26 protein-coding genes and 1 pseudogene are annotated in these 25507 nt (G+C 40.2%); 16 read left to right on the forward strand and 11 right to left on the reverse strand.

The genetic code is table 11. From position 1 onward, the window contains the following. Positions 1-22 precede the first annotated feature (22 nt). Both U2718_RS23155 and U2718_RS23160 read right to left on the reverse strand, forming a co-directional pair. Entirely contained in the window at positions 23-1294 is a 1272-nt protein-coding gene (locus tag U2718_RS23155) for a glycosyltransferase family 4 protein (RefSeq protein ID WP_342002528.1), read from the reverse strand. A gap of 466 nt (positions 1295-1760) precedes the next feature. Further along, a complete protein-coding gene (locus U2718_RS23160; protein WP_342002529.1) occupies positions 1761-2762 on the reverse strand; it encodes an anti-sigma factor antagonist in 1002 nt (333 codons plus the stop codon). 289 nt (positions 2763-3051) lie between these two features. On the opposite strand from U2718_RS23160, the gene U2718_RS23165 reads away from it, so the two are divergent. Then, positions 3052-3849 carry a 7-carboxy-7-deazaguanine synthase QueE gene (locus tag U2718_RS23165; RefSeq protein WP_342002530.1) on the forward strand — a complete coding sequence of 266 codons (798 nt, stop codon included), beginning with the start codon at positions 3052-3054 and terminating at the stop codon, positions 3847-3849. Positions 3850-4537: 688 nt separating this feature from the next. Here the strand turns inward: U2718_RS23165 and U2718_RS23170 are convergent. Further along, positions 4538-5185: a DUF3318 domain-containing protein gene (locus U2718_RS23170; RefSeq protein ID WP_289787558.1), complete on the reverse strand. Its 648-nt coding sequence runs from the start codon at positions 5183-5185 to the stop codon at positions 4538-4540. A 79-nt stretch (positions 5186-5264) separates the two neighbouring features. Further along, on the reverse strand, positions 5265-5822 hold the full coding sequence (locus tag U2718_RS23175; RefSeq protein WP_342002531.1) for a hypothetical protein: 558 nt from the start codon (positions 5820-5822) through the stop codon (positions 5265-5267). Between the two features lie 411 nt (positions 5823-6233). Between U2718_RS23175 and U2718_RS23180 the strand changes: the two genes are divergently transcribed. The 5 genes from U2718_RS23180 (at position 6234) to U2718_RS23200 (ending at position 11464) form a co-directional block, all read left to right on the forward strand. Then, entirely contained in the window at positions 6234-7292 is a 1059-nt protein-coding gene (locus U2718_RS23180) for an amino acid ABC transporter substrate-binding protein (RefSeq protein ID WP_342002532.1), read from the forward strand. Positions 7293-7305: 13 nt separating this feature from the next. Next, the gene (locus tag U2718_RS23185; protein ID WP_342002533.1) at positions 7306-8232 is read left to right on the forward strand and encodes an ABC transporter permease subunit; all 927 of its coding nucleotides are present in this window, start codon (positions 7306-7308) and stop codon (positions 8230-8232) included. 198 nt (positions 8233-8430) lie between these two features. Continuing rightward, the gene (locus tag U2718_RS23190; protein ID WP_342002534.1) at positions 8431-9573 is read left to right on the forward strand and encodes an amino acid ABC transporter permease; all 1143 of its coding nucleotides are present in this window, start codon (positions 8431-8433) and stop codon (positions 9571-9573) included. Between the two features lie 21 nt (positions 9574-9594). After that, positions 9595-10335: an amino acid ABC transporter ATP-binding protein gene (locus tag U2718_RS23195; protein WP_342002535.1), complete on the forward strand. Its 741-nt coding sequence runs from the start codon at positions 9595-9597 to the stop codon at positions 10333-10335. Between the two features lie 124 nt (positions 10336-10459). Further along, complete coding sequence (locus U2718_RS23200) at positions 10460-11464, forward strand: alpha/beta hydrolase (RefSeq protein ID WP_342002536.1); 1005 nt, start codon at positions 10460-10462, stop codon at positions 11462-11464. 80 nt (positions 11465-11544) lie between these two features. Here the strand turns inward: U2718_RS23200 and U2718_RS23205 are convergent, their stop codons facing one another. Beyond that, on the reverse strand, positions 11545-12420 hold the full coding sequence (locus tag U2718_RS23205; RefSeq protein WP_342002537.1) for a hypothetical protein: 876 nt from the start codon (positions 12418-12420) through the stop codon (positions 11545-11547). A 561-nt stretch (positions 12421-12981) separates the two neighbouring features. Between U2718_RS23205 and U2718_RS23210 the strand changes: the two genes are divergently transcribed. The 5 genes from U2718_RS23210 to rpmA all read left to right on the forward strand — a co-directional run bounded on the left by U2718_RS23210 (position 12982) and on the right by rpmA (position 17029). Beyond that, positions 12982-14172, forward strand: a complete 1191-nt coding sequence (locus U2718_RS23210; RefSeq protein WP_342002538.1) for a glycosyltransferase — start codon at positions 12982-12984, stop codon at positions 14170-14172. A 222-nt stretch (positions 14173-14394) separates the two neighbouring features. Beyond that, a complete protein-coding gene (locus U2718_RS23215) occupies positions 14395-15267 on the forward strand; it encodes a DUF5895 domain-containing protein (RefSeq protein ID WP_342002539.1) in 873 nt (290 codons plus the stop codon). Positions 15268-15387: 120 nt separating this feature from the next. Continuing rightward, the gene (locus tag U2718_RS23220; protein WP_342002540.1) at positions 15388-15834 is read left to right on the forward strand and encodes a VOC family protein; all 447 of its coding nucleotides are present in this window, start codon (positions 15388-15390) and stop codon (positions 15832-15834) included. A 322-nt stretch (positions 15835-16156) separates the two neighbouring features. Further along, positions 16157-16558 carry a 50S ribosomal protein L21 gene (gene rplU / locus U2718_RS23225; protein ID WP_342002541.1) on the forward strand — a complete coding sequence of 134 codons (402 nt, stop codon included), beginning with the start codon at positions 16157-16159 and terminating at the stop codon, positions 16556-16558. A 195-nt stretch (positions 16559-16753) separates the two neighbouring features. Then, complete coding sequence (rpmA, locus tag U2718_RS23230; RefSeq protein WP_342002542.1) at positions 16754-17029, forward strand: 50S ribosomal protein L27; 276 nt, start codon at positions 16754-16756, stop codon at positions 17027-17029. A gap of 51 nt (positions 17030-17080) precedes the next feature. Here rpmA and U2718_RS23235 read toward each other — a convergent pair whose 3' ends face one another. Beyond that, positions 17081-17527 (reverse strand): hypothetical protein, encoded by a 447-nt coding sequence (locus U2718_RS23235; protein ID WP_342002543.1) that lies wholly within the window; start codon positions 17525-17527, stop codon positions 17081-17083. Between the two features lie 256 nt (positions 17528-17783). On the opposite strand from U2718_RS23235, the gene cruF reads away from it, so the two are divergent. Together cruF and cruG are read left to right on the forward strand one after the other, a co-directional pair. Then, a complete protein-coding gene (gene cruF, locus U2718_RS23240) occupies positions 17784-18692 on the forward strand; it encodes a gamma-carotene 1'-hydroxylase CruF (protein WP_342002556.1) in 909 nt (302 codons plus the stop codon). 146 nt (positions 18693-18838) lie between these two features. Then, on the forward strand, positions 18839-20029 hold the full coding sequence (gene cruG / locus U2718_RS23245; RefSeq protein WP_342002544.1) for a 2'-O-glycosyltransferase CruG: 1191 nt from the start codon (positions 18839-18841) through the stop codon (positions 20027-20029). Between the two features lie 171 nt (positions 20030-20200). On the opposite strand, the gene rnhA is transcribed toward cruG, so the two are convergent. The 3 genes from rnhA to U2718_RS23260 all read right to left on the reverse strand — a co-directional run bounded on the left by rnhA (position 20201) and on the right by U2718_RS23260 (position 22920). Then, on the reverse strand, positions 20201-21115 hold the full coding sequence (gene rnhA / locus U2718_RS23250) for a ribonuclease HI (RefSeq protein ID WP_342002545.1): 915 nt from the start codon (positions 21113-21115) through the stop codon (positions 20201-20203). 158 nt (positions 21116-21273) lie between these two features. Further along, the gene (locus U2718_RS23255; RefSeq protein ID WP_411813355.1) at positions 21274-21717 is read right to left on the reverse strand and encodes a protein tyrosine phosphatase family protein; all 444 of its coding nucleotides are present in this window, start codon (positions 21715-21717) and stop codon (positions 21274-21276) included. A 312-nt stretch (positions 21718-22029) separates the two neighbouring features. Next, positions 22030-22920 (reverse strand): LysR family transcriptional regulator, encoded by an 891-nt coding sequence (locus U2718_RS23260; RefSeq protein ID WP_342002547.1) that lies wholly within the window; start codon positions 22918-22920, stop codon positions 22030-22032. Between the two features lie 165 nt (positions 22921-23085). Between U2718_RS23260 and U2718_RS23265 the strand changes: the two genes are divergently transcribed. Then, positions 23086-23358: a hypothetical protein gene (locus U2718_RS23265; protein WP_342002548.1), complete on the forward strand. Its 273-nt coding sequence runs from the start codon at positions 23086-23088 to the stop codon at positions 23356-23358. 6 nt (positions 23359-23364) lie between these two features. Then, complete coding sequence (locus U2718_RS23270) at positions 23365-24018, forward strand: glutathione S-transferase family protein (RefSeq protein ID WP_342002549.1); 654 nt, start codon at positions 23365-23367, stop codon at positions 24016-24018. A gap of 21 nt (positions 24019-24039) precedes the next feature. Here the strand turns inward: U2718_RS23270 and U2718_RS23275 are convergent, their stop codons facing one another. Continuing rightward, complete coding sequence (locus U2718_RS23275) at positions 24040-24477, reverse strand: GNAT family N-acetyltransferase (RefSeq protein ID WP_342002550.1); 438 nt, start codon at positions 24475-24477, stop codon at positions 24040-24042. A gap of 116 nt (positions 24478-24593) precedes the next feature. After that, complete coding sequence (locus U2718_RS23280) at positions 24594-25283, reverse strand: glycoside hydrolase family 3 C-terminal domain-containing protein (protein WP_342002551.1); 690 nt, start codon at positions 25281-25283, stop codon at positions 24594-24596. A 104-nt stretch (positions 25284-25387) separates the two neighbouring features. Here U2718_RS23280 and U2718_RS23285 point away from each other — a divergent pair. Continuing rightward, positions 25388-25507 (forward strand): annotated as a pseudogene (locus tag U2718_RS23285) (nucleotidyltransferase); the annotation flags it as partial.

Below are 25507 nucleotides of genomic sequence, written 5' to 3' on the forward strand. Positions count from 1 at the left end.
CCTTCTAGGGTATCGAAATATTTTACACTTCTTGCTTTGAGATTACTGTAGAGTCTATAACTGGGTTATCTGCTGTCACTGTGTAGAATAAAGACTCATAATGAGTTAGAGCTTGCTCAAATGCATATTGCTCTGTAGCATATTGACGACTTTTGTAACCCAGAGTTTGAACTTTGTTCGGATGTTGATATAAGTCCAAAATTGCCTGAGCTAGAGCATCTGAATCTTCTGGAGGAACGATAATTCCACCGCCACTTTGTCTGATTGCTCTTGCAGCAGTTCCGTTTTCGGGTACAGATGCAATCAATGCTCGCCCACTAGCAAGTAGCACTTGAATTTTCGATGGCATATTGAAGGAGATCACATTTTTCTTTTGAACTACTAAGCCAATATCAGCAGCCGCTAGCATTTCTGGTAAACGTTCACGGGGTTGAAAAGGTAGTAGCAAAACATTATCTGCACCACAACTTTGACATTCTTGTTGCAATCTTTGTAAACAAGAAGCCTCTCCAACAATGACAAAAGCAATATCTGGAATCTGCCGCAACATAGAAGCAGTTTTGACAACAGTTTCTAGACCCTGGGTAAGAGCTATATTACCTGAATATAAAACTACAAATTTGCCATTCAAATTATGGGCAATACGAAAAACATTATCTTCTTTTGGTAAGGGACGAATAAAATTTACATCAACCCAATTGGGAATTTGTAAAAGTTTATTAGCTTCGACATTTTTAGCAAGCAAATTTTCGATAAAACCATCACTAATAACGCTAATTTTGGTGGCAGTGCGGTAAGCAAATTTTTCTAAAGCTGTAAAAACTTTAATCAGTAATTTGTTGTTGAGCAGACCGACATGAATGGCAGCTTCTGGTAATATATCTTGAAGGTTTAAAACTACAGGGCAACCATACAACCATCCCAACAAGGTAGTTGGTATACACACCGGTAAAGATGGAGAAGTTGTAAGAATCACATCAGGACGCCAGCCGTTTAAAGCCGGGATGAAACTGGTGAGAACAAAGCTAGCGTCTAGCAACATCCGATCTAAGAGGTTTGGCTGCGGACGAATCCAAACATAACTGCGTTGAATTTGAACACCATTTTTATACTCAGTAAAAAACAACTTCTTTCTATACCCTTCGTAAATTTGACGCTCAGGATAGTTTGGCATTGCAGTAACTACACGCACTTTATGTCCCCGCTTAACTAGTCCCTCTGCTAATTCAGTCATTAGAGGAGCAATGCCAATTGGTTCTGGATAGTAGTTGTATGAGTAAATTAAAATCTGCATATCAAAATTTAGTCAGAATATGCTTGGTATTTTTTTGAATCTCTGGCTTTATGAGATTTCTGCTTTCAAAGAGCAGTTCTGTCTAAATTCTCTCTTTTAATTCTCTTGATGTCAGTAACTATTCATTAAATTTTTAGTAAAATTTTATACTTGCTGTTTAAGTATACTAAGATATTTGTCACTTTTCAATCACACTACAAAAAATAGTAGTTAAGTATTTATTCGTAACTAAAATTTCTATATCTATTTAGCTTTATATCAAGGCAAATTTCTATAATGGGGGTTCCAATTGTAAGATAACGATTACGATACTAAAAATGAAGAGTGCGAGCATTGACCTACTAACGATTCAAGAAATTTCTGACTCTAATAAAATTAAACCCTAAAAAATATTTAGGAGTAGGGAAGCATCTGACGAAAACAAGCTTCCCTACTCCTAGCTCCTAGATTTGTACATTTAAGCTAGCTAAACAGCACCACTGTTTTTGTGAAATAGAATGGCTACTGTTTTCAAAATAAGTTTTAAATCGTATGCCAGGCTCCAGTTTTTTTGATATTGCAAGTCTAGACGAATTACATCCTCAAATTTACGTATGCTAGAGCGTCCATTCACTTGCCATTCTCCAGTCATACCCGGCTTTACATCTAGCCGTTGCCACTCTGGTACTTCATAACGCTCTACTTCATCGGGTGTAGGCGGGCGAGTGCCAACTAAACTCATTTCTCCTTTAAGGACATTCCAAAACTGGGGGAGTTCATCCAAACTTGTGCGTCGCAAAAAGGCTCCAATTTTAGTAACTCTGGGATCTTTATCAATTTTGAAAAAAGCCCCTTGTACTTGATTGTGTTTTTCCAGTTCAGCTTTCCTGGCTTCTGCATCAACATACATTGACCGGAATTTCCAAATCCGAAAGCGCTTACCCATCCAACCACAACGAGTTTGACTAAATAATATCGGGCCGGGATCGTCAAGTGTAATCGCAACAGCAATAGGAATAAATAAAATTCCCGTAATGACTAACCCTATAAATGCCCCAACAATGTCTATTACCCGTTTCGTCCAAGAACGTACGGAGGGATGTGTTGCTGGTAGCTGCTCTTCCAATGGTCGGTTGGAGGGCGTTTCGGTGTTACTACCAGACTCAATGTGAAAAACCTCCTCTAATCCTGTCAGGTTGAGTACTGCCATGACCTGAGGAGTAACATTCCGTAAAATCAATTCGATCCCTTTTTCCTGGGCAGTTTTGTAATTACTCACTAAAGCACCCAAACCACTACTATCCATGAAAGTAGTTTGCTGAAAGTCAATAATAATTCTTTTAAGAACTGGATTTGCTTGGATTAAATCTTGACAGGTTTGCTTAAATGCCACAGCTTCAAGCATGCTCAATCGGTTTGAGACCTGCACTACTGCCATATCATTTAATGACATTACCGGATCATCTACCTCTGTGGTTTGGCTATTCATGAAATCCTGTACTTTCATTGCCGTGTCAATATAATCGACCCAAAATTATTTTGTCTTAGCGAATCATCTAACCCGATGTTAGATCAGTTGAAACAATAACTAATTGCTAGTTACTGGGGTTTAGATTAGAGATTTTCAACGATGGTTCACAATAGATTTATCCGGAAATTAAATTTTAACCTTTGATGTGTAAGGCCTCAAGGTTAATTCACGGATATATCTAACAGAACAAAAAGTTAAATATCCTTACTATTTTGCCTAAGTAGCGCATACGTACTGCTATTATCTGATGACTACTAAAACTTTTACTACACCTACAGCACGCCTGATTGAGATTTTTTCCGCAATCCAAGGGGAAGGATTGAACGTTGGGACACGTCAAATTTTTATTCGCTTTGCCCTTTGTGACTTGCGCTGTCATTTTTGTGATAGCGCCCATACTTGGAATATACCGACAACTTGCAGGATTGAGCGATCGCCTGGCTTACGAGACTTTGAAATTTACGCTAATCCCGTTCCCTTAAACATACTAATTGAGTGGGTAAAGCGGCAAAATGTACTTTCCCTACACGATAGTATTAGCTTAACAGGTGGCGAACCACTTCTTCATGCACAATTTTTGGTGGAATTTTTACCGCAAGTACGTAAAGTCACTGGTTTACCCATTTACTTGGAAACTGGCGGACATCGTCCAGAACTACTAGCAAAGATTTTGCCTTATCTAGACTCTGTAGGTATGGATTTTAAGTTACCCAGTGTCAGTGGCGAAAGTCATTGGCAAGAACACGCAAAATTTCTCCAATTCTGTTATGAGTCACAAGTGGAAGTTTTTGTCAAAATTATCATTTCTGACAAAACAAACACTGCTGATTTAGAAGATGCAGGTTTGTTAGTCGCAGAAGTTAGTCCACAAATCCCCATTTTTCTACAACCTGTCACTCCTTTAGCAGCATCTGAACAATTTACTCAAAACCCTATACTTGCACCTGCTCCAGAGCAAGTTTTGATGTGGCAGGCTTTGATGAAGCGGTTTGTCAAGGTTGTGCGTGTAGTGCCTCAGACGCATAAAATGTTGAACCAACTTTAAGTAAATCGGTATTGAACTTAAAAATATTTTTTGATCAGGCACAAAATTGTGGAGCTGTGTAGATTTGCTTTGGCTCGCAAATAACTTATATTCCAGATTACTCCAGTCATTGGTGGGTATATGCAACTGAAATTGGCTCATGTCTTTGAAGTCTGAGTTGAACTAGAAGCACCAAAAGCTGAGGTTTTGAAAGCTAACAGTCATTACCTGTGGAAACTTGGTGGCTTATTATTTAAATCCACCTGTGATTCCAAAATGACAGAATAACAGCTTAAGTAGCAATTGGAAGAAGGAGTAACAGCTTTGCAAAGTGGAAATTACTGTTATCAGTAATTTTTGCAGGCAACGCAGTTGCTCTTCTGCCTTAATTCTCATAGGAGTTTTGTGAAGATAGGAGCAAGCACTAGACAATTTTGATTAAATTTCAATGTGAACATTGGCACTAGGCTGAATTAACATTTTCTTAATATATTCTTAATTGACAGGCTAGATGGTGAAAAAAGTAATTTTTTGAGCGTGAGAGTTATGACGCAGATTATTTAGTGGGCTGATTCTGGTGTAAGTGAGTGGTTTATAGCTGAAGCGATTGCGAGCTAGTCCTGTGCAAATTAATTGCTTTAATTGTCTAGTGTGAGGTTGGGGAAATGGGAAGAAAGCTATACTCTTCCTCCCGTGTCTCCCTCTTGTTTTAATATTCACTGTTTTCCATAGCAGTTTTAGATTTTGCCTTTGCTTTGTTGGCACTGCGTTTGAGGGCAGAAAGCCGTGCTTCGTATCTAGAGCGCTGGCGCTTGCTGGGAGTTATGTCAATTAAGGTTTTCAAGGCGCTACCCAAACTTTTGTAAGCGTTAGGAAGACTATAACCAAAACGAGTGGCTAAGGCGATCGCTTTTTCGTCAGCTTCTACTAATTCTCTTAGCTGCTTTTCCCCATTATTTTTTTGATAAAGTCGCCAACCAGAAACTCCGCACAGCGCTAAAGCAAGAAACAGCAATAAAACATCTTGTACCCACAATTCACCAACAGCACCACCCAAACCAATCGCTAAAGCTGCCATTTCCCAACCGTCTTTGGGAATAGTATCATTTTGAATGCGAGCAACTTCATGCCAGAACAAAAGATTACGCTGATCCATCGCTAGCGAATCCCATTTCACCAAGTCTATTTGAATTTCTACCTGGTCTTTACCTATTTCTTCAGAGCGAATCAGGGGCGGATTTACCTCTGTTGTACCTTCAACCATGACCCAGCTCTGCAATTCTGGCGGTAATAAGCCTTTTAACCGCCGGAGTTCACTCATTTCTGCTTTAGCAGAGGAGGTAGCATACGATGTCATATTTATCCAGCCCTAGTAAAACTTTCAGTATATCGAGGGTAACACTTTGGAGTATAGCTATTTCACTAAACATTTGAACTCATTCGCTAGGAAAACTTCCTCGTTTTTTACGAGCTTCCATAGCCTTTTCTAGTAGTTCTAACAACCCCGGAGCCTGTTCTTGGATACTTAGTAAGATTCTCTCACCTAGTTCTACGTTTCCCGGATCTTGACCTGTTTCCATCACGGCTAGCAGGCGAGGCAGTGCCACACTATCAATTAACTGAACCAGTCCACTCAAACAACGATTGAATTGTTTCTCTGTAAGAGTGGAGTCTTCTAAGGGAAACTCTATGATGGCACGAATTTCGCCGTCGGAAGGGTCATATTCCCATTGCAACATTTTGGTTTCCCAAGAAATTGCCAGCATTGTCTGAAGAATTGCTGCTTTGTGAGGATGGTCTTGCACTCCTGCTAAAACTTGGGGCGCAAATAACCGAAAAAATTTTCCCTCCTCATCAAGCTGAACTACAATCAAAAAATCTTCTATACTTTCACTTTCTACGCCTGTAATAATCCGGTCTTCTTCTTCGTCCAAACGGTAGTCCCAACCAAGATTATCCAAGTAATGAGCAATCTGTTCCAGATTCGCAGCCATAAAGCCTCATCATAAAAAACTGGAGCGGCTATTTCCAGACCTAGTTTAACCTGCTACGGTTACTTTATTAGGTTGATTTAGATACTTCTCCTTACCGAGCAATGTGCAATGGACTATTGCTGCTGTTGAAGATAACTATAGGTTAAATACTTATACTGTTAAGAATATAGTTAAAAAATATATTTTTCTCTAGTGAACCTTAACTTTAACTATTACTTTATTTAATATTACATAAACTTTAAAGGATAAAAATAACATAGTATATGAATTTATTCAAATACTTTTATTTATAAGTAAGTCAAAGTAAATAAACTAAAAACAAAGAACTCCGACTTATCTAAAAATTCGGGGTTCTTATCGGACATATTTTAGGTTATGTTAATTAGTAATTTTTGAGTATCAATGATATTTATGGATAAAAAAACTTTAATTTTAGCGATCGCACCTCTAATTTTTAGCCTCACTGCTTGTAGTGGAGAGGTGGCAAACACAGGAAATACAGGGGCATCACAAGTTACTCAAAGCCGTTTGGATATGATTAAAAGTCGCGGACAGTTAATTTGTGGTGTTAGCGGTGAACTACCAGGATTCAGCTTTGTCGGAACAGATGGTAAATACTCTGGATTAGATGTAGATGTATGTCGCGCCATAGCAGCTGCTTTGTTCGATAACCCAGATGCTGTAGAGTACCGCAATCTTAATGCCAAAGAAAGATTTACAGCCGTGCAAACCGCAGAAGTAGATGTTCTCAGCCGTAATACTACATATACGCTTAGTCGCGATACCTCGGTGGGTTTGGAGTTTGCACCGATAGTCTTTTATGATGGTCAAGGCATCATGGTTCGCAAAAGCAGCGGCAGTAAAACTCTAGCAGATCTCAAAGACAAAGCAATCTGCACTCAAACTGGTACCACCAACGAGCAGAACTTAGCAGATCAAATGCGAAAACGGGGTATACCTTACAAACCCCTTGTCTTTGAAGATGTGAACACAGCATATGCTACTTATGCACAAGGACGTTGTGACGCTGTTACTTCTGATAAGTCTCAATTAATTTCCCGACGCACAATTTTACCTAACCCAGAAGATAATGTAATTCTTGATGAAATTTTATCTAGTGAGCCATTTGCTCCAGCTGTTGCCGACGGAGATAGTAAATGGGCTAATACGATTAAATGGGTAGTTTATTCCCTAATTAAAGCCGAAGAATTAGGTATTAATTCTCAAAATGTTGCAAAACTTGCTAATAGTAACGATCCAGAAATTCGACGTTTTTTAGGAACTGAAGGTAACCTTGGGCAAGGGATGGGTTTGCCAAATGACTTTGCAGTCAGAATTATTAAACACGTAGGCAACTACGGTGAAATTTATAATCGCAATTTGGGAGCAAAGACAAAGCTAAATTTTCCTCGCGGTCAAAATCAACTCTGGACAAAGGGTGGACTTTTGTTTTCTCCTCCTTTTAGATAATCAGATATGAATCATGCATAATTTTAAATCTCCCTTGTGGCGTGATCGGCGTTCCTGGCAATTTTTTTTTCAATTAATAGCTGCGTTTTTAGTAGCATTTGTCGTAGCTATACTGTGGGTAAATCTCAACCGCAATTTGCAGCAATTAGGAATTCAATTTGGGTTTGGTTTTCTCAAGCAACAAGCTTCATTTGATATTAGCGAAACGCCCATTGCTTACAATCCATCTGATACTTATAGTCGTGCCTTATGGGTAGGCTTAATTAACTCTTTACGAGTGGCGATCGCAGGGATTATTTTCACGACGATTGTCGGTATATTCGCAGGAATAGCACGGCTATCTGATAATTGGTTAGTACGAAATATCGCTGGAGTTTATGTAGAGATTTTTCGCAATACACCTCTACTTTTACAATTATTATTTTGGTACTTTGCTGTTTTCCTGAGTTTACCTAAGATAGAAAACCAAATTTCTATTTTGAATTTATTTTATATCAGTCAAAGTGGTGTGCAATTTCCGTGGTTTAGGCTCTCCTCAGAATTTTTTGCTTTGTTAATGGGATTGACTTTTTATACAGGTGCGTTTATTGCCGAAATTGTTCGAGGTGGTATTCAATCTGTGCCAAAGGGACAATGGGAAGCAGCCCGTTCTTTGGGGTTAAAGCCTGGTTTGGTGATGCGACTAGTGATTTTTCCTCAAGCTTTGCGGGTGATCGTGCCACCACTGACAAGTCAATATCTGAATTTGACTAAAAACTCTAGTTTAGCGATCGCGGTTGGCTATCCAGATGTATATTTTGTTGCTTCTACTACTTTTAACCAAACGGGGAGAGCGGTAGAAGCTATGTTGCTGATTATGCTTACTTATCTGATAATGAGTTTGACAATTTCTCTGGTAATGAACTTTTTTAATAGAATGGTGGCGATTAAAGAAAGATAAGAATAAGTCACCTGCGCTCGTGTTACCCTCTCCGAAGTTCAGAGCGGCGGCTTCCGCCGCTCCGACTTCTCTGCGCAGTGCTGACTCACCACTGTACGGGCGGGTTTAAAAGATAAATTGTCGATTTCCGCGAAAGATCATCCATAAAACCCGCCCCTACTCACAAATAACTAATGACCAATGACTAACTTTTAGAATATGAATTGGCTGCGTAAAAATTTGTTTAATACTTGGTACAACAGCATATTTACTGTTGTTTGTTTGTTTTTACTGTTCTGGATAGGTTCGGGTGTTTTGAGTTGGGCAATTACTCAAGCACAATGGGAAGTAATTTGGGTAAATTTGCGTTTATTTTTTGTTGGTCGTTTCCCCCCAACATTATACTGGCGAGTTTGGATTGTGCTGGCAATAGCTTCCACATTATTAGCTCTGACTTGGGGAGTTTTGTTTAGCAAACAAAGTGTGAACAGCCGGAGAATTAACCCTTTTGCTTTGATTCTTTGTGTAGTCTTATTTTTTTTGCCTCTAGATTTAAATATTCGCCTTTGGTTACAGTCAATCGTAATTTTAATATTTACAAGTTTTTGGTTGGGTAGAAGATGGAGTAGTGCGATCGCGCCTTGGCTTTCACTTGCATGGTTACTATCTTCCCCTGTGATATTTTGGTTAATTGGTGGTGGATTTGGTTTAAAGCCAGTACCAACAAGTTTATGGAACGGTTTGCTGCTAACTGTTCTGATGGCAGCAGTTAGTATTGTGCTTTCCTTTCCTATTGGCGTGTTACTTGCTTTAGGACGTAATAGCAATCTACCCGTAGTGCGTTGGTTATGTCTTCTGTACATTGAAATTATTCGAGGACTGCCACTAATTGGGATTTTATTCTTTGCTCAGGTGATGTTTCCTTTATTTCTGCCAGGCGGTATTCGTTTAGATAGGGTTTTGCGTGCCATTGCTGGATTAGTTTTTTTTAGTGCTGCTTACATGGCAGAAAATGTCCGTGGTGGACTCCAAGCTATTCCTCGCGGACAAATTGAAGCCGCCAAAGCCCTCGGATTCAACGCTTCCTTGGTTGTGCTATTAATTGTCTTACCTCAAGCCTTGCGTGTTGCAATTCCAGCAATTGTTGGTCAATTTATCGGCTTATTTAAAGACACTTCACTTTTATCTTTGGTGGGATTAGTAGAACTTACAGGAATTGCCCGTTCTATTTTGGCACAGCCACAATTTCTCGGTCGTTATGCAGAAGTATATTTATTTATTGGCTTAATTTACTGGCTATTTTGTTATGCTATGTCGCTGGCTGCTCGACGCTTAGAGAAGCAGTTAGTGAATGAAAAATAGAAAGTTAGGAGGTTGATTTCTGTGTCAGAACAAACACCGATAATTATTGCCGATCAGGTTCACAAGTGGTATGGTAAATTCCATGCTCTGCGAGGCGTAGATCTAACAGTAAATCGTGAAGAGGTAATAGTCTTGATGGGGCCTTCTGGTTCGGGTAAATCAACCTTTATCCGCACATTTAATGCTTTAGAAGATTACCAAAAAGGCAAAATAGAAATTGATGGCATTATCCTCAGCCATGATTTACGAAACATTGAAGCAATTCGCCGAGAAGTGGGAATGGTATTTCAACAGTTCAATTTATTTCCCCATTTAACGGTAATTCAAAATATCACTTTGGCACCAATTTGGGTACGTCGTTTGCCGAAGGTAAAAGCCGAAGAATTGGCAATGCAACTACTAGATCGAGTAGGCATTTTAGAACAAGCACATAAATACCCAGGACAGTTGTCTGGAGGACAGCAGCAGAGAGTAGCGATCGCTCGTGCTCTAGCTATGCAACCTAAAATTATGCTATTTGATGAACCAACCTCTGCTTTAGATCCAGAGATGGTGCGAGAAGTTTTAGAGGTGATGCGAAGTCTTGCCCGTGATGGCATGACAATGGTAGTTGTCACCCACGAAGTTGGATTTGCCCGTGAAGTAGCTGATCGAGTGATTCTGATGGATAATGGCAATTTAGTAGAATCAGCTACCCCTGATAGTTTTTTTACTAACCCGCAAGAAGAACGCACCCGCCAATTTTTATCACAAATTCTTTAGCTAATTAGAAATTACACGTAGATTATAATACCTGCAATTCTAGTTAGATATTTTTCTATCTAAAAGGTGATGCAAAATTAACATAGTCAGTTTTTAAAATAAAATAATTTACTCAATATTTAATATGCCCGATTATTCCACTATTACAACAGAAATAATTCAGCAAGCAAAAACTGTCGAGGATGTTCTTCCAATCAAAAATGAAGCTTGCCGCTCAAAATTCTTTTTCCACTCTCATCCCACCTCAAAAGTTTGCTTGTTTTTTCACGGATTTACTGCTGGGCCTTACCAATTTGAACCACTGGGAAAAGCTCTTTTTGAATCAGGTTACAATGTTTTGATTCCTTTACAGCCTGGTCATGGAATAGCGGGGAATTGGAATGGTGATAACCCTCCTCCTTTGCCTACAGAACAACAAGTATATCAAGAGTTTGCATCCTCCTGGCTGCAAATAGCACGAAATTTAGGAGAGCAGATAATCATTAGTGGATTATCAACAGGTGGAAATTTGGCAGCCTGGTTAGCATTAGAATTCACCAAAGAAATAGAAAAGGCTATACTGTTTGCTCCCTATGTTAGTGGCAACAATCCAATTGTCAACTTTCTTGTAGAAATACTTCCTTTTTATTATGAATGGTTGAATAAAGATAATCCTGGAAATTTTGGTTATCACGGTTTTCGCATTCCGGCACTACGATTATTTTTAGATATGGGTCAAGAAGTACTGGAGCGAGTAGAAAAAGAGGCCGCAGTGCCAATGTTTGTTATTTCTAGTGAAAGTGACCCCACAATTGACCATAATGAACTACGAGCTTTATTTTTAGCTTTAATCAAGCACCAACCTCAATCTTGGTATTTTAACTTCGAGAAAGTTTTTGACATTCCCCACACTATGATGACGAAAGCTGAAGGTAATAAATATCAAAACTTATTGATTACCATAGCTAAAGCTTATATTGAAAGTGATGTTACTTGGAATGAATTACTAAACATTGGTTATCAAATCTTGCAAGGAAAAACTTTTGAGTCTGTCGGATCACAATTTAATCTATGTAATAAAGTTTCTCCAGATGTGGCAGTTTTACTAGCTGTTATGGAGAAGCAAATAATTATTGAGGCTAGCGAATAAAAAAGATACAAATAATAAAAAAGAAAATAACCCTGCCCTTGCAAAGAGGGCTAGGGAAATATTTACAGCTTCAAAAACAACTATTTAGCACTTTGTGGCAATGCAGATGGATATATACCTTCGACAATTAACACAGGTCTTGTGTTGTATTCCTTCTCTAACTGTCCTCGCAACTGTTGGTTCCAACCAAAATTGTAGTCTCTCTCAAGCTCTGTAACAACAAATGGTCGGAGTGTACCAGTAGCAACAATCCTTTCGCCTTGTTTAATAGGAGCTTTTTCTTTTATTTGATCCGTAACCAAAACTAGCAATGGATTATTACCAAGGAGCGTATCGTCTTCAAGAACAAATGCATTAGGACTGTAAATTCTTTCGACATCAGCAGGTACAGCAATCACCTTGTTGTAATAAGCTTTTGGATTTTCGCTGATTTCTCCCGGTACTGGTGCCAAGGCAATTGACTGTGCAATAATTGCTGGTCTACCTTGATATTCTCGATAGGAATCTTGACCTAAGTTTAAGCCATATTCTTGTTGAATAGCATTGGGATCAAACTTAGTAACTGTTCCCGTTACTTGTAATCTCGCATCTTGAGGTATAGGCCAATTGACAGGTTGACCAGTATTATTTACAACGACTATTCTTTCACCACTAAAAACTTCCCTGTCAGTAATTGTAAATACTCTATCATTCAGCCTATTAATAGGCTGGCTTCTGACAGTTACGAGTTTACCTACAAGAGCATCTGTCTTCTGACTAACATCTGGTGCAGTAACGTTTTCTTTTTCTGTCACAGGTTCAGAAGTATTAGGATCTTCTGCTGCTGGAGATTGAGGAGTAGTCGCTTGTTGTTGATTGTTAGCGCATGCAGGAAGAACTATTGCCGCTAATGCAATAGCTAGAGCACCTATGCGATTATTCCAACCTCCTTTTTGATATTTATTTAGAGTTTTCATTTTTCCTCCTTCTTCAAATTATTGAGCTATGCAAATCTCCTTATAAATTTGTAACTACTACATATCTAAGTATTTATTATGTTGACTAGAAATTAGCTAAAGATATCAGTAGTTATTTTTGATCCCTATTATTTTTTGTTTGCAAAATCTTAACTACACTAGTCTAGTCTAAAAAGTTGAATAGGCTTAACCTTCTATCTAAAGAAGGAAAGTCAAATATAAATTATTTGATTTGATAACTTTAAATAGATTAGTCAATCCATGCTTTTGAAAATTGTAAGCTCTAAATTAAAGCTCCCCGGCTTCTCTAAAAAGTCGGGGAGCTTGAGCGATGAAAATGATTTAGAATGACTGTATGTTACTTGTTTTTACTGAAAATGAATGTATTAAAAAAATTAAAAGTTACCGTAGAGATCGCATTTGAGTTATACATTGTCCATATGTTAGAATTCGATTACTCATTGATGTAAAATAAAGCACTTATAAATTAGTTGATATCAACAGTGTTTTTACCAGAAGTATTAATTATCTACTGTGACGCAGTAGCCGAGATTATAAAAGATGTTAATTAATAACGTAGATCAAAAGCCAAGTTTAGAAAGTAAGTTTAAAAAAAAAGCTGATTGCTTCTTTGTTTTCTTGGAAATTTTTGAATGTGAAGGAGGAATCCAATCCTACATAAAAGATATTTTTCGTGCCTATCTAGGTTTCACTGAAGCCTATCATGGTCATGTATTCTTGCTACGAGATAGCTCCTGCTGCTCAAATATTTATGAGTGTGAGCGTTTACAGTTTCATTACTTTAAAAGCCATTCTCCTCAAATCGGCAGAGTCAAAATGACAGCGGCTTTGCTAAAGTCTCTGCTACAACAACGCCCCCAACATGTTTTTTGTGGTCATATAAAATTAGCAGTATTGGTACAAACTCTCTGTCAGCCCTTAGGAATTCCTTACACTGTCCTAACTTATGGTAAAGAAGTCTGGGAAGTGCTTCCACCTCAGCAACAACGCGCTCTTGCCAGTGCTACAAAGATTTTGACAATTAGTCGTCATAGTCGCGATCGCCTTTGTGCGGCAAATAGTATTGATCCCAACAAGGTACACCTACTTCCTTGTGCCATTGACGAAAATAAATTTACTCCAGGTCTCAAACAGCCAGAATTAATCGATAAATATGATTTGGCAGGAGCAAAGGTATTAATGACCGTAGCACGACTGTGGTCAGGAGATATCTACAAAGGTGTAGATGTGACGATTAGAGCTTTACCGCAAATATCTGAGGTTTTTCCAGAAGTAAAATACTTAGTAATTGGCCGTGGCGACGATCAACCCAGATTAGCCCAGCTAGCAAAAGATTTAGGTGTAGCAGAACGTGTAGTATTTGCTGGCTTTATCCCTACAGAAGAACTAGTAACACACTATCGCCTTGCTGATGCCTACGTTATGCCTTCTCAAGAGGGATTTGGTATTGTTTATCTGGAGGCAATGGCTTGTGGTGTGCCTGTACTTGCTGGTGATGCCGATGGTTCAGCTGAACCGTTGCATGATGGAAAATTGGGATGGCGAGTACCGCACCGCGATCCTGATGCTGTGGCAAAGGCTTGCATCGAAATACTCAAAGGACAAGATCGGCGTTGCGATGGACAGTGGTTGCGAGAGGAGGCGATCGCTTGTTTTGGGAAGGAGGCTTTTCAGGAGCGGTTACAACAAGAATTGTTGTTTTTGGAACCGACACCGCTGTCCTGTTGTTAAAATCTGCTTCAGAATACGCCTCATGCCTTCGATGAATGATACAAAAGGTATCATTAACTTCTGTTTGCTGATTTTGGGTGCGATCGCAAATCAGTTAACAGCGAAAAGTTAACAGTGAACAAGATAACTGACAACTGATCGCTGATTTACTGCCACCACCCGCACTAACGCCCCACAATTTCTTAAACTGGATCTGCAAGATACTCACAAGCGCCTAAGAAGATGAAAGCATCTGCAAAATTCGACTTTGAGGACGAGAAGTTTAACGCACCCCCTTCTCAAATCATCCCTTGGTGTCAGATGATTAATCCTCGGTATGGCAACAATGGCATTCAACATTACGGTTTGGCAATTAAACTAGATAATGCCCACGCCGTGGGCTTTCAGCCGGATGACAATTGGCAGCAAGTAGAACACGAATTTAGTTCCGGACTAGAAACGGTATATATTACTACTACTCCCCGCATTGTAATTGTCAGAAGGGGGCCTTTGTCTGTAAAAGATAGGGAAACTGGTATTAAGCTCGGTACGCTTAGAGATAATTACGATGCTTTTTTAGCAGATAAGCTTAAATTTAAAACTTTTACACGTTACTTGATTTTTCTAGTTGCAGAAAATAAAAAGTTTTTACATGAATTACCTTTGCAATTAACCCTGAACGGTGCAGCAGGAGCAAGTTTTAGCAAAGCTTATTGCGAATATCAACAAGGTAGAGTTGCAGGTGGATTTGTCGCTGAACTAGAAAGGGCATATTCTGGATATCGCAAGCAACCTTTAACGCCAAAAGGGCAGCTATTTCATGCCCACGGAATTTTTTGTCCCATGATTGATTGTGAAGAAAGAGGCATTGAACCAAAAACGGTTCTGGTTGCTTCAACTGTAGACTATAAACATCCTACGATTGGGACGTTAACACAGTATTTAATTGCTTCCGATTCTCCAGAGTCAGAAATCATTATCAAGACTTTTGAAGAACACAAAGAGTTTGGTCGGGATACTGCGAAAGCAGAAACATCGACGAAGATGGTAGCGGCAGGTGTTTCTAGCTCCTATATTTACCCAGATGAAGATGATTTTGGTTATCCGCCTTACTAAGCAATTAGACGTTTAAATTGCTCAATGTTACATTTGATTAATTCTCTATCTATGCAGTACAATTGTACTATAATCTGTGGTTGAGAGAAACCTACTTGCATATCTGCGAGGAGAAAGGCAATGACAGAGTTTCGTACAATCACTCCACATTTGACGGTTAGTGAGACCAGAGCGGCAATAGAGTTTTACAAAGCAGCTTTTGGTGCGATTGAGAAATACATTCTGCCCTCTCCAGAAGATAACAAAATTATGCACGCCGAGTTGGAAATTGGCAACTCGATGATTTATTTAAATGATGAATTTCCAGATTTTTGTATCCAGTCACCAACTGCCTTAAATGGTTCGCCTGTAACAATTCACCTGCAAGTTGATGATGCAGATACTTGGTTTGCTCGTGCCGTGAGTGCGGGAGCAACGGTAACAATGCCTTTAGAGGATATGTTTTGGGGCGATCGCTATGGCAAGCTAGTCGATCCCTTTGGTCATCATTGGTCAATTGCCAGTCGTATTGAAGAAGTGCCACCAGAAGAAATCATGCAACGGGTAGCAGCCCAACTGTCTAGTTGATGCCTGATGCTTATAATTTGACCCCAGTTGAATAATAAAGTACAATGGCAGATTGTCTGTCTATTTCCTGCTCGGATCAGGTAGATTCATATTTTGCATCTACGCTTTTGTCCACCAAGAAATAAATTTCTTGGCTCAGGGTTAAAGTCTGCTTAAGCAGACTAGGCAAGTTTTGAGTCCGTTAAAACGGACTTGAGCTATAAGCCTGGTACTTCAGTTCCAGGCGTTCTAGGGGCAAAGTGCAAGATTTGAGTAGACATACTACAAAAGCTGGCAAAAGAAAAAGCCAGCTACCTGTACGGCAAATTTCAAGGACAATTACATGACCTACGCAATTATTGAAACTGGCGGCAAACAATTACGAGTTGAAGCAGGTCGCTTTTATGATATAGAACTGCTTCATAGCCAACCAGATGAAAAAGTTACTATAGAATCAGTGCTGTTAGTACAGCATGATGGCGAAACCACCATTGGACAGCCGTTAGTGACAGGGGCGAAAGTAGAAGGGACAGTGATGCGGCATCTTCGAGGTCGCAAAGTCCTGGTGTACAAAATGAAACCGAAAAAGAAAACTCGTAAAAAGCGGGGACATCGGCAAGAAATCACCAGGTTAATGATTAACTCCATTAGCATGAATGGTTCTGTACTTGCTTCGGAAGAGACAGCAACCACTACTACCACTAATGAGGCAACAGACGTACCTGCCGAAACAGCTGCTGAATAATATAGTAGGGGCGGGTTTTAACAACAATACCTCTGAATAGGCGAAATATCTTCTGTATAAACCCGCTGTTTAACCGAAAAATAATCACTGAAACCCTCACGGCAGTAGCTACAACGGGGAAAACCCCAAGGGCGCGCTGCCTCCCCTACTATCTACTAACCACTAACTATTTACATTATCTAAAAAGAGGAAATTATGGCTCATAAGAAAGGAACAGGTAGTACACGTAACGGTCGCGATTCAAATGCTCAACGATTGGGTGTGAAGCGTTACGGTGGGGAAGTTGTCCGCGCGGGCAATATTCTCATTAGACAACGTGGTACTAAATTTCACCCTGGCAACAACGTCGGTATTGGTAGCGATGACACTCTGTTTGCTTTAGTTGACGGCGTAGTAACCTTTGAACGCAAAGGCAAAACCCGTAAAAAAGTCAGCGTTTATCCCGTTGCTGCTGAAGTTGCTGCTTCTTAAAATACCAGAATCTTCAGTAGGGTAGGCATTACTGCCGCCCTGCTTGATGATTTAACTATAGACATTGTATTGAAACATTATTCTTTCTATAAAAGCACCCATCACTAGACCTGTTAGAGAAAAAATACTTATAATACAAAATGCTTGTACTTCTCTAAATCCTGCTGTTTGAAAATCTATTCTCACCAACATTAAAGCAGCAAGAATCACAAAAATATCAAGAAACAGTCGAAAACGGGCAAAAATAAGAAAGAACAGAAAAGCCGCTAATACGGTAACACTAAAGGATCTAAGGTTTGATGTAAATAAGTTAAGAGAATAGTCTGCTATCCTTGTCAAAGGACTAGTCAAGCTTGCCACTAAAAAAAAGATAGCGATCGCAACCAGCACCCATATAAAATATGGAGGATTTGCAGCCGATAACACCCAGCCAAGGGAAATAAAGGTAAGCAGCAGTAGTATCAGGGAAAGCCAGGGAAGTTTTTTCAATAGTGACATAAGGTTATTTTCCCAGTCCTGGTTTAAGCTATGATCCCACAATTTAATAATTGCTGAATTGCAAAGCCTTGAGAGTTACTAGTGTTCAAATTTCTCTTAGCATCTATGATAGTGGTCTTTTTGGTTATGCAAGCAGCAACTAAAAGATTAGGAATTTAATAGAGAATTTCGGTAAAACAACTTAAATATTTTCTTAAACATTTGTAAACTGTTAGCAGTTATGTAGCCGCGTGTCATGTCTTGTTAGGGAAATATGATGAAACAAATTGTTATAGCTGAACGCGTGTGCCTGATTGGTCATATTGTGTCAATGGTGTTTGGACTAGTAGGAATATTACTAGTCGTTCCTCATCCTGAAATCATTATGGACTTGTCCGAGGTAGGACAAACCGCCATGCAATGGAGTATGGCTGGAGGCGGCGTAGTTTACATGATTTTGGGAACAGCAGCTGTTGCTTTATATGCTTATAGAACATTGGGGTTACGTTTGTGGCTGGCTTTTATGCTGCCCTCAGTATTAATTTCTTTAACTAGTGAATTATTAGGAACTAGTACTGGATTTCCTTTTGGTCACTACACTTACTTAAGTGGCTTGGGCTATAAAATAGCAGGCTTAGTACCATTTACTATTCCCTTGTCGTGGTTCTATTTGGGATGTGCTTCTTACTTGTTGGCGCGTGCTGGGTTGGAAGTAGATAAAAAACCTAGCTTGCTCCGTCACGCAGGTGCTGTGGCTTTGGGTTCATTGTTGCTAACCTCTTGGGATTTTGTCCTAGACCCGGCAATGAGCCAAACTGCTTTACCATTTTGGTACTGGCATCAACCAGGAGCTTTCTTTGGAATGCCCTACCAAAACTTTGTTGGGTGGTTAGGTACTGGTTGTGTGTTTATGACGGTGGCTGCACTGTTGTGGAGAAATACACCGATTCAATTACAGGGATGGCAACTTAATCTACCCTTGATTGTTTACTTAAGCAACTTTGCTTTTGCTACTGTCATGAGCTTGGCTGCTGGATTTTCCATCCCCGTGCTACTTGGCTTGCTACTTGGTACAACTCCGGCGGTGCTGCTGTGGTGGAAGGCTCAAAGCACATCTACACCAGCATCTTTGGAATCAACAACCAAAGAAATGCAAGCAGCCGAGGTAAGAGTTGCTCTCAAATAACCAAAATACTTACTAGACGCGATCGAGATTCAATTAATCGCGTCTCTATTTTAGTTTCTTGTCCACGTCAGTGACGCAAGTTTGTACTGCCGCAATTGCCAAGATGCATAGCGGTTTTCGTTAGACACCCCTCAGCATTTTTACAAGTGATCGGTTGGTTGACAATAGTAAGCGCCTTTTCGCTCTTTTTATTACTCATACAAGTCCCAGCAACGGCTATTTTACTGTCGCGCCTCTTTAAAGGGCCTTTGCGCCATCCTCCTATTACATCTCAACACCCAACACCAGAACTTTTGGGTAGTGTCAGTGTAGTTATTCCTACTTTGAACGAAGCTCTTCGAATTAGCCCCCTCTTAACTGGTTTAAGTCGGCAAAGCTATGAAGTTCGGGAAATTATTGTTGTAGACAGTAACTCTCAAGATGGTACCCCTGACTTGGTAAAAGCCGCACAAAAACAAGATCCCCGCTTTCGTATAATGACTGACGATCCCTTACCAGCTAATTGGGTAGGGCGTCCTTGGGCATTACATAACGGCTTTTTGCACAGTTCAGAGGCAAGTGAATGGTTCCTGGGTATGGATGCCGATACTCAGCCTTCACCTGGTTTAGTTGCAGGTTTAGTTAAGACAGCAGTAGCTGAAGGATATGATCTTGTTTCTCTTTCACCTCAGTTTATTCTCAAATATCCAGGAGAGTGTTGGCTACAACCAGCTTTGTTAATGACATTACTTTATCGTTTTGATCCCACTGGCATTAATACTGAACAGGCAGAGCGAGTAATGGCTAATGGTCAATGCTTTTTCTGCCGTCGTTCTGTTTTAGTTGATGTCAACGGTTATACCAGCGCTAAAAGTTCTTTTTGTGATGATGTTACCTTAGCACGCCACATAGCCGCTTCTGGTTTTAAAGTGGGATTTCTAGATGGGGCAAAAGTTTTGAAAGTACGAATGTACGAAGGCGCAAAGGAGACTTGGACAGAATGGGGACGAAGCCTTGACTTGAAAGATGCTTCCTCTCGTTCCCTATTGTGGGGTGATTTGTGGTTACTTTCAGCAGTTCAAGGTTTACCTCTGCTCATTGTACTCAGCTTTTTGTTGTTTTCTCCCTCTGTTCCTCTAAACCCTTCTCCGCTTTTGTTACTACTAGGGCTGAATTTATTTCTGCTGTTAATTCGCTTTGCCATGCTTTTTGCGATCGCACCCAGCTACGATCGCACACTCGCTAGAGGCGGTTGGCTATTTTGGCTTTCTCCTTTGGCAGATCCGTTAGCAGTGTTACGCATCTTTTTGTCTGCATTTCGCAAACCCCGACAATGGCGAGGAAGAGAGTATAGCTAAGGGGACAGGTGATAGGAGACACGGGGAAACGGAGAATTGTGAATCAGGTTCTATCACCTTGTGTGCTTATCTCCCGATCTCCTTATCTTCATTTCTCTGGGCGTTACCGCGTCTCAATGTCTCCGTGTCTGATCATAACTGCGTCGCCACTTCTTCCTCCCTACATTTGTTCTACTCATCTGTATCATTAATGCGATCACCGCGTTCTAATTCCCAAAGAATTTGATTGCCTTCTCGGCGTACCCGCGAGACAATCCAGTTACGCCAGCGCCATTGATCGCCACGACTGGTAACAGCGCTAGCATGAACATCCATTAGATCTGCTAGTTCGGAGCTGGTTATTAGGTAACCTTTTTCAGAGATTTCGTCGGCTATTCTTAGAGTTTCAACTAAGTTACGGAGTTGCACCACTCTGATTTCACGTGGTAATTCTTCGTTATTGAGAGCAGCTGAATTATGAGAAGTTTCAATCATGTTTGTATCGGGTGCAAGAGAACTGATATCTTGTGTATTTTGGTTCATTATCATCAATTCGTCACTAGAATCAGATAAACTTGCTACCGCAACTTCTTTTTTTTGTATCTGTGGAAGTGCGCCAGAGGAAGCAGATTCGGAAATTTGTTTAAGTGCAGGAGTTTTACCACAGGCAAAAGCACGGGCGATCGCATCGCAGCGTTCGTTACCTTCATTACCTGCATGCCCCCGGACGTGTTGCCATTTTACTTGGCGAGTGTTAAGTTGATCAAGGATTTCTAGCAAATCTTGATTAAGAACGGGCTTACCGTCTGCCTTTTTCCAGCCTTTTCTTTTCCAAGTTTTTACCCATTTAGTAACGCAGTTAATTAGATACTCGCTATCAGTGTAAAGAGTGATGGGTTGGCTTTGTCCGGATGTTTTAAGAAATTCTAAAGCCGCGATCGCAGCTTGCATTTCCATTCTGTTATTGGTGGTTTGCTTGGCTGCATTGCCTATTTCATGAACAGAGCCATCACCGAAGTAAACAACAATACCCCAACCGCCTGGCCCTGGATTGCCAGTGCAAGCGCCATCAGTATATATACTTTCGATTGCAGGAACTGAGGACATAGTTAACTTAATTTAACCGCACAAGCACAATTTATGCTAATTAAAAGTAAATTAGCAACCAAATATACGAAAGATAACTAAGGTTAGCATAATTGCAATTATAGGCATGTCTAAATTTACAAGAAGGGGGAACAACCACTAGCTAACTACCATTTGTTCTATCTACAATAGTCAATTACCTGTTCAATAAATCTTTGCCAAATCTCATTGGGAGTCCAAATTTGATGTAAATCTTTCTTTGCCTCGTCATCACTTATACCTTCATGTAGACGACGATAAAGATAAATAAAAGCCGACACTCTCTTGTTGGCAGCACAGTGAACAAACACTCTTTTATCAGCATTTGTTTCCATAACTCTAAAAAATTCTTTCACATTTTCAAAGTTAGGTTTGTCCCAAACTACGGGGATATGAACATATTCCATACCTTGAGATTCTACAATTTGTTTCTCATCAGGTAAAGCATTAGGAGATTCTGGTAGTGCTAAATTCACAACTAATTGATATCCTGCTTCTTGAATAAATGCAAATTCTTCTTTTGTTGGTTGTCCGGAAGTGGCGATATACTCAGATATTTGCAAAAAGTTATAGATATTTTCCATACAGTTATAAGGCATTTTTTTGTGGAAGCAACTCATTGATTTTTATACAAAAAATTCGTGTTGTTAATGTGATTAAGAGTTTCAGGGATCACAATAAAATCTATAATTGACGATTCTTTGATGCACTTGGCAAAATTGAAACCAATTCAACACCCATAATGGAAGCTCTGAACTTGGGCAATGAGAAGAACATCATATAAATCTCCAAGGTAATCTTGAAAGCAATCTATTAACGGCTAATTTTTTACCTAGATTAGGGTATAACGTCCTCCAATCACATTACTGACAATTTCCACACAAATGAAGATTAAATTAAGCCAATTGAGCTAAACTTTGAAAATCAAATTTTTTTAACATTTCTACAAACTTGAAAACCGCAGGAACATGGAGAGCATTAGATAGAACGGCAACAGCCATAACTCTTTCTAACGGTACTGGCAGATTGTATACTTGCACGCCTGGGGGAATTGGTATCGCTGCTAAACGAGGAAGTATAGCCGCCGTTAGTCCTTGATTAACCATGCTGACAATAGTAGAGTCTTCTTGAATGTCACTAGCGGTATTCAAAAAGGGTGCTAATTTTTTTATATGGTGGTGTAAAGGTCGCCCACAAGGTAAACAGGCAAGCATTATTGGTGAATAAACAGCCAAATCTGCCCAAGTAATTTGTGAATTCTTGATTTCGGCATTGGGTGGTAATAAAGCTACATATTCATCCCGTACAATTTCCTGCGCTTCAAATTCATCGCTAGTAGGTAGATAAGTAATACCAATATCAGCACGTCCTTCACGTAAAGTCTGTTCGACATCCACGTAGGAAAGCCTTTCAATAATAGTTACAGCGATCTCTGGGAATTGATGGTTAAATTTAGCGATCGCTGTTGGTAGTAAATGGGTAGCGATACTGCGAAAAGAAGCAATTCGCACATAACCACCATGTAAACCTCTATGCAGATTTGCTTCTTGCTGGATCATCTCCAGATGGTGTATGGCTTGACGAGCATAAAATAAAATTCTTTCTCCTGCTGGTGTCAATATCGCGCCATAACGCCCTCTAGCGAATAAAGGTACGCCTAGTTCCTCTTCTAAGGTAGCAATAGCATGACTTATTGCTGGTTGGGAAAGTTGTAATTCACTAGCCGCCTCACTGAAGTTACCATACTCTGCCACTGCTACTAAGGCTCGAATCTGGGAAAGTTTCATGAGCAATTTCTATATAGGTACTGACTTGGTTTTCCCAAACAAGATTGTATCAATTCTTTTTGCTATCCATAAACCACATTTATAGAAAATATACAAGTTATGATTTGATTGTGAATTGAGGTATTGTTACAGTTTTGATTATTGATGAAATTCCAGCATAATTCTATGAGAAATAATGAAATGTGCATACAAACAGAAGACACAAAATTACAACTAAAATCTAGCTATGACAGTAAGTCAGTTTTGTGGAAAATTGTGGGTATTTTTTGGCAAAAAATAGTAAAACTCTTGCAAGAGAATCAGGAATTACAAGTTTATCAAAAGGATGATCGTAACGGTAATACTTATTGGCAAGTATACGATCCTTTAACTGGAAAATCTTTCACCTCAGGTTCAGAATCTGATATACGTGCTTGGATAGAACAGCTTTATAGGTAATTAAAAATGTCAGAGCTAACTCTTGTAATTGGCAACAAAAATTATTCTTCGTGGTCGCTGCGCCCTTGGCTAGCGATGAAACACTTGGGCTTAGAATTTCAGGAAATTTGTATTCCCCTCTACACACCAGAATCTACCTCTAAAATTAGTCAATACTCTCCTTCAGGAAAAGTGCCTGTTCTGTTACACGGTTCTCTAAAAATATGGGATTCACTAGCTATTTGCGAATATCTAGCTGAAGAATTTCCGCATCTATATTGGTGGCCGAAAGATAAAGCCGCAAGAGCGATCGCCCGTTCTATCTCTGCCGAAATGCACTCAGGTTTTCAGAATTTACGTCAAAATATGCCAATGAACTGCCGTGCTAAACTTCTTGGTAAAGGTATGGCAATAGGCGTGCAAAAAGATATTAACCGTATTACTAATATCTGGCAAGAGTGCCGTCAAAATTTTGGTACTGGTGGTGATATGTTGTTTGGTAAATTTTCAGTTGCTGATGCTATGTTTGCCCCAGTTGTTTTAAGGTTTGTCATCTACGATGTGCAATTAGATGATATTGCGAAAAACTATGTAAAAACTATTTTGGCATTGCCAGCATTGCAGAAGTGGGTTAAAGCTGCTGAAAGTGAGCAAGAAGTGATTCCAGCTTTTGAATTTTAGGAGAATTTATTTTGCAATTTTCTATGATTTACTTTCATCATGATGAAATTGATGATTGCGACACATTAAGCGAAATTCACCTACATCAGCAGTGAAACCCCAGCGCTCGTAAAATGGAATCATCTCTGGCAGACAGTAAAGAGCAAATTGCTCAACAGAGTGTAACTGAGGATGATTGACAACAATATCCATTAACTGAGCGCCAAGTCCCATCTTTCTGTGGGTAGGCTTAACAATCACATCATAAATAGTTGCCCTGTAGACAAAATCTGTCAGAACACGAGTAAAAGCAATTAAGCGATCGCACTCATCAACCAACCCAATCATAATATCTGATGCGGCTAGCATCTTTATGACTTTTTCACGGGTGCGTTTGTGACTCCAAAATTCGTTTTTATACAAATCTAGTAAATCTGAAATTTGATTTTCAGTCAGATGTTCAACAACTCGGTAGGTCACAGATGAAAACCCATTCGCTCGTTCTTACACATCGTACATTGCGGCAACATCGATTACTATGTTGCTGCCGCGTTGGTAGCTAAGGTCAAGGCGCTACTTCCCAAACAGCCGCGCCTTCAGCGGTGCTTCGGCAGTGAGAACAAAGTCGTCAGCGGATTTGCCCTGGGCAAATCGGTAGTTGCCCGATGTGGTGCGCCACTGTCCAGCACTGCCGTCAAAGCGTGCCAGCAGCCGCGGATCGGCGGTTCCTTCACCTGACGTGATTTACCGGGTTCAAGCACAACTCGCTCGAAGCCGAGTAGGCGCATCCGCTTCTCACCAGCAGCATCCGTGAGATAGAGTTGTGGCACATCGGCACCGATACGCTTACCAACATTTGTCACCGTAAAATTGGCGGTGATTGTATCGCCACCACTGACTTTAAGGTCACTGTAATTGAAGCTTGTGTAGCTCAAGCCATGACCGAAAGCATAGTTCGGCTTGGCACCAGTCTTAGCGAGCCAGCGGTAACCAACTTCGGCACCTTCGTGGTATTTGATCACGGTCGGGGTATTTTCCGGTGTGCCGAAACCGGGCATCTTCGGATGCGGCGTCTGTTCCACGTTGGCGTAGAAGCTTACGGGCAGGCGGCCCGAAGGGTTGACCTTACCGGCCAGTATCTCGGCGATCGCCCGCCCGCCGGCATTGCCGGAGTACCAACTCTGCACGATGCCCTTAGCCTTGTCGCGCCACGGCATTTCAACCGGGTTGCCAGTTTGTAGCACCACAACCGTGTTTGGGTTGGCCTTGATTACAGCCTCAATCACTTAGCGCTGCCCCCAAGGCAGGCTCATATCGGCGTTGTCGATGTTTTCAGACTCAGTTTTGAAGCCGATCACGACTACCACATCGGCACGCTTGGCGATCGCCACGGCATGGTTTTGATCTCAAACACGGGATGCACTGCATTAGATTACTACGCAGTGGGCTAGAGATATTACAAACAGGAGAATTAATTGTAGACAGAAGAATAGCTGGTGATGTTGATGAT

It is taken from the genome of Chlorogloeopsis sp. ULAP02 (assembly GCF_038404745.2).
Lineage (GTDB): Bacteria > Cyanobacteriota > Cyanobacteriia > Cyanobacteriales > Nostocaceae > Chlorogloeopsis.

Coding starts and splice junctions, on each gene's coding strand:
- U2718_RS23165 (WP_342002530.1), top strand. CDS start 3,052: ATGACTACTAAAACTTTTACTACACCTACAGCACGCCTGATTGAGATT.
- U2718_RS23260 (WP_342002547.1), bottom strand. CDS start 22,920: ATGAAACTTTCCCAGATTCGAGCCTTAGTAGCAGTGGCAGAGTATGGT.
- U2718_RS23235 (WP_342002543.1), bottom strand. CDS start 17,527: ATGTCACTATTGAAAAAACTTCCCTGGCTTTCCCTGATACTACTGCTG.
- U2718_RS23265 (WP_342002548.1), top strand. CDS start 23,086: ATGAGAAATAATGAAATGTGCATACAAACAGAAGACACAAAATTACAA.
- U2718_RS23160 (WP_342002529.1), bottom strand. CDS start 2,762: ATGAATAGCCAAACCACAGAGGTAGATGATCCGGTAATGTCATTAAAT.
- U2718_RS23170 (WP_289787558.1), bottom strand. CDS start 5,185: ATGACATCGTATGCTACCTCCTCTGCTAAAGCAGAAATGAGTGAACTC.
- U2718_RS23180 (WP_342002532.1), top strand. CDS start 6,234: ATGGATAAAAAAACTTTAATTTTAGCGATCGCACCTCTAATTTTTAGC.
- U2718_RS23270 (WP_342002549.1), top strand. CDS start 23,365: ATGTCAGAGCTAACTCTTGTAATTGGCAACAAAAATTATTCTTCGTGG.
- U2718_RS23185 (WP_342002533.1), top strand. CDS start 7,306: ATGCATAATTTTAAATCTCCCTTGTGGCGTGATCGGCGTTCCTGGCAA.
- U2718_RS23255 (WP_411813355.1), bottom strand. CDS start 21,717: ATGGAAAATATCTATAACTTTTTGCAAATATCTGAGTATATCGCCACT.
- rnhA (WP_342002545.1), bottom strand. CDS start 21,115: ATGTCCTCAGTTCCTGCAATCGAAAGTATATATACTGATGGCGCTTGC.
- U2718_RS23190 (WP_342002534.1), top strand. CDS start 8,431: ATGAATTGGCTGCGTAAAAATTTGTTTAATACTTGGTACAACAGCATA.
- U2718_RS23210 (WP_342002538.1), top strand. CDS start 12,982: ATGTTAATTAATAACGTAGATCAAAAGCCAAGTTTAGAAAGTAAGTTT.
- rplU (WP_342002541.1), top strand. CDS start 16,157: ATGACCTACGCAATTATTGAAACTGGCGGCAAACAATTACGAGTTGAA.
- cruF (WP_342002556.1), top strand. CDS start 17,784: ATGAAACAAATTGTTATAGCTGAACGCGTGTGCCTGATTGGTCATATT.
- U2718_RS23220 (WP_342002540.1), top strand. CDS start 15,388: ATGACAGAGTTTCGTACAATCACTCCACATTTGACGGTTAGTGAGACC.
- U2718_RS23215 (WP_342002539.1), top strand. CDS start 14,395: ATGAAAGCATCTGCAAAATTCGACTTTGAGGACGAGAAGTTTAACGCA.
- rpmA (WP_342002542.1), top strand. CDS start 16,754: ATGGCTCATAAGAAAGGAACAGGTAGTACACGTAACGGTCGCGATTCA.
- U2718_RS23175 (WP_342002531.1), bottom strand. CDS start 5,822: ATGGCTGCGAATCTGGAACAGATTGCTCATTACTTGGATAATCTTGGT.
- U2718_RS23205 (WP_342002537.1), bottom strand. CDS start 12,420: ATGAAAACTCTAAATAAATATCAAAAAGGAGGTTGGAATAATCGCATA.
- U2718_RS23155 (WP_342002528.1), bottom strand. CDS start 1,294: ATGCAGATTTTAATTTACTCATACAACTACTATCCAGAACCAATTGGC.
- U2718_RS23200 (WP_342002536.1), top strand. CDS start 10,460: ATGCCCGATTATTCCACTATTACAACAGAAATAATTCAGCAAGCAAAA.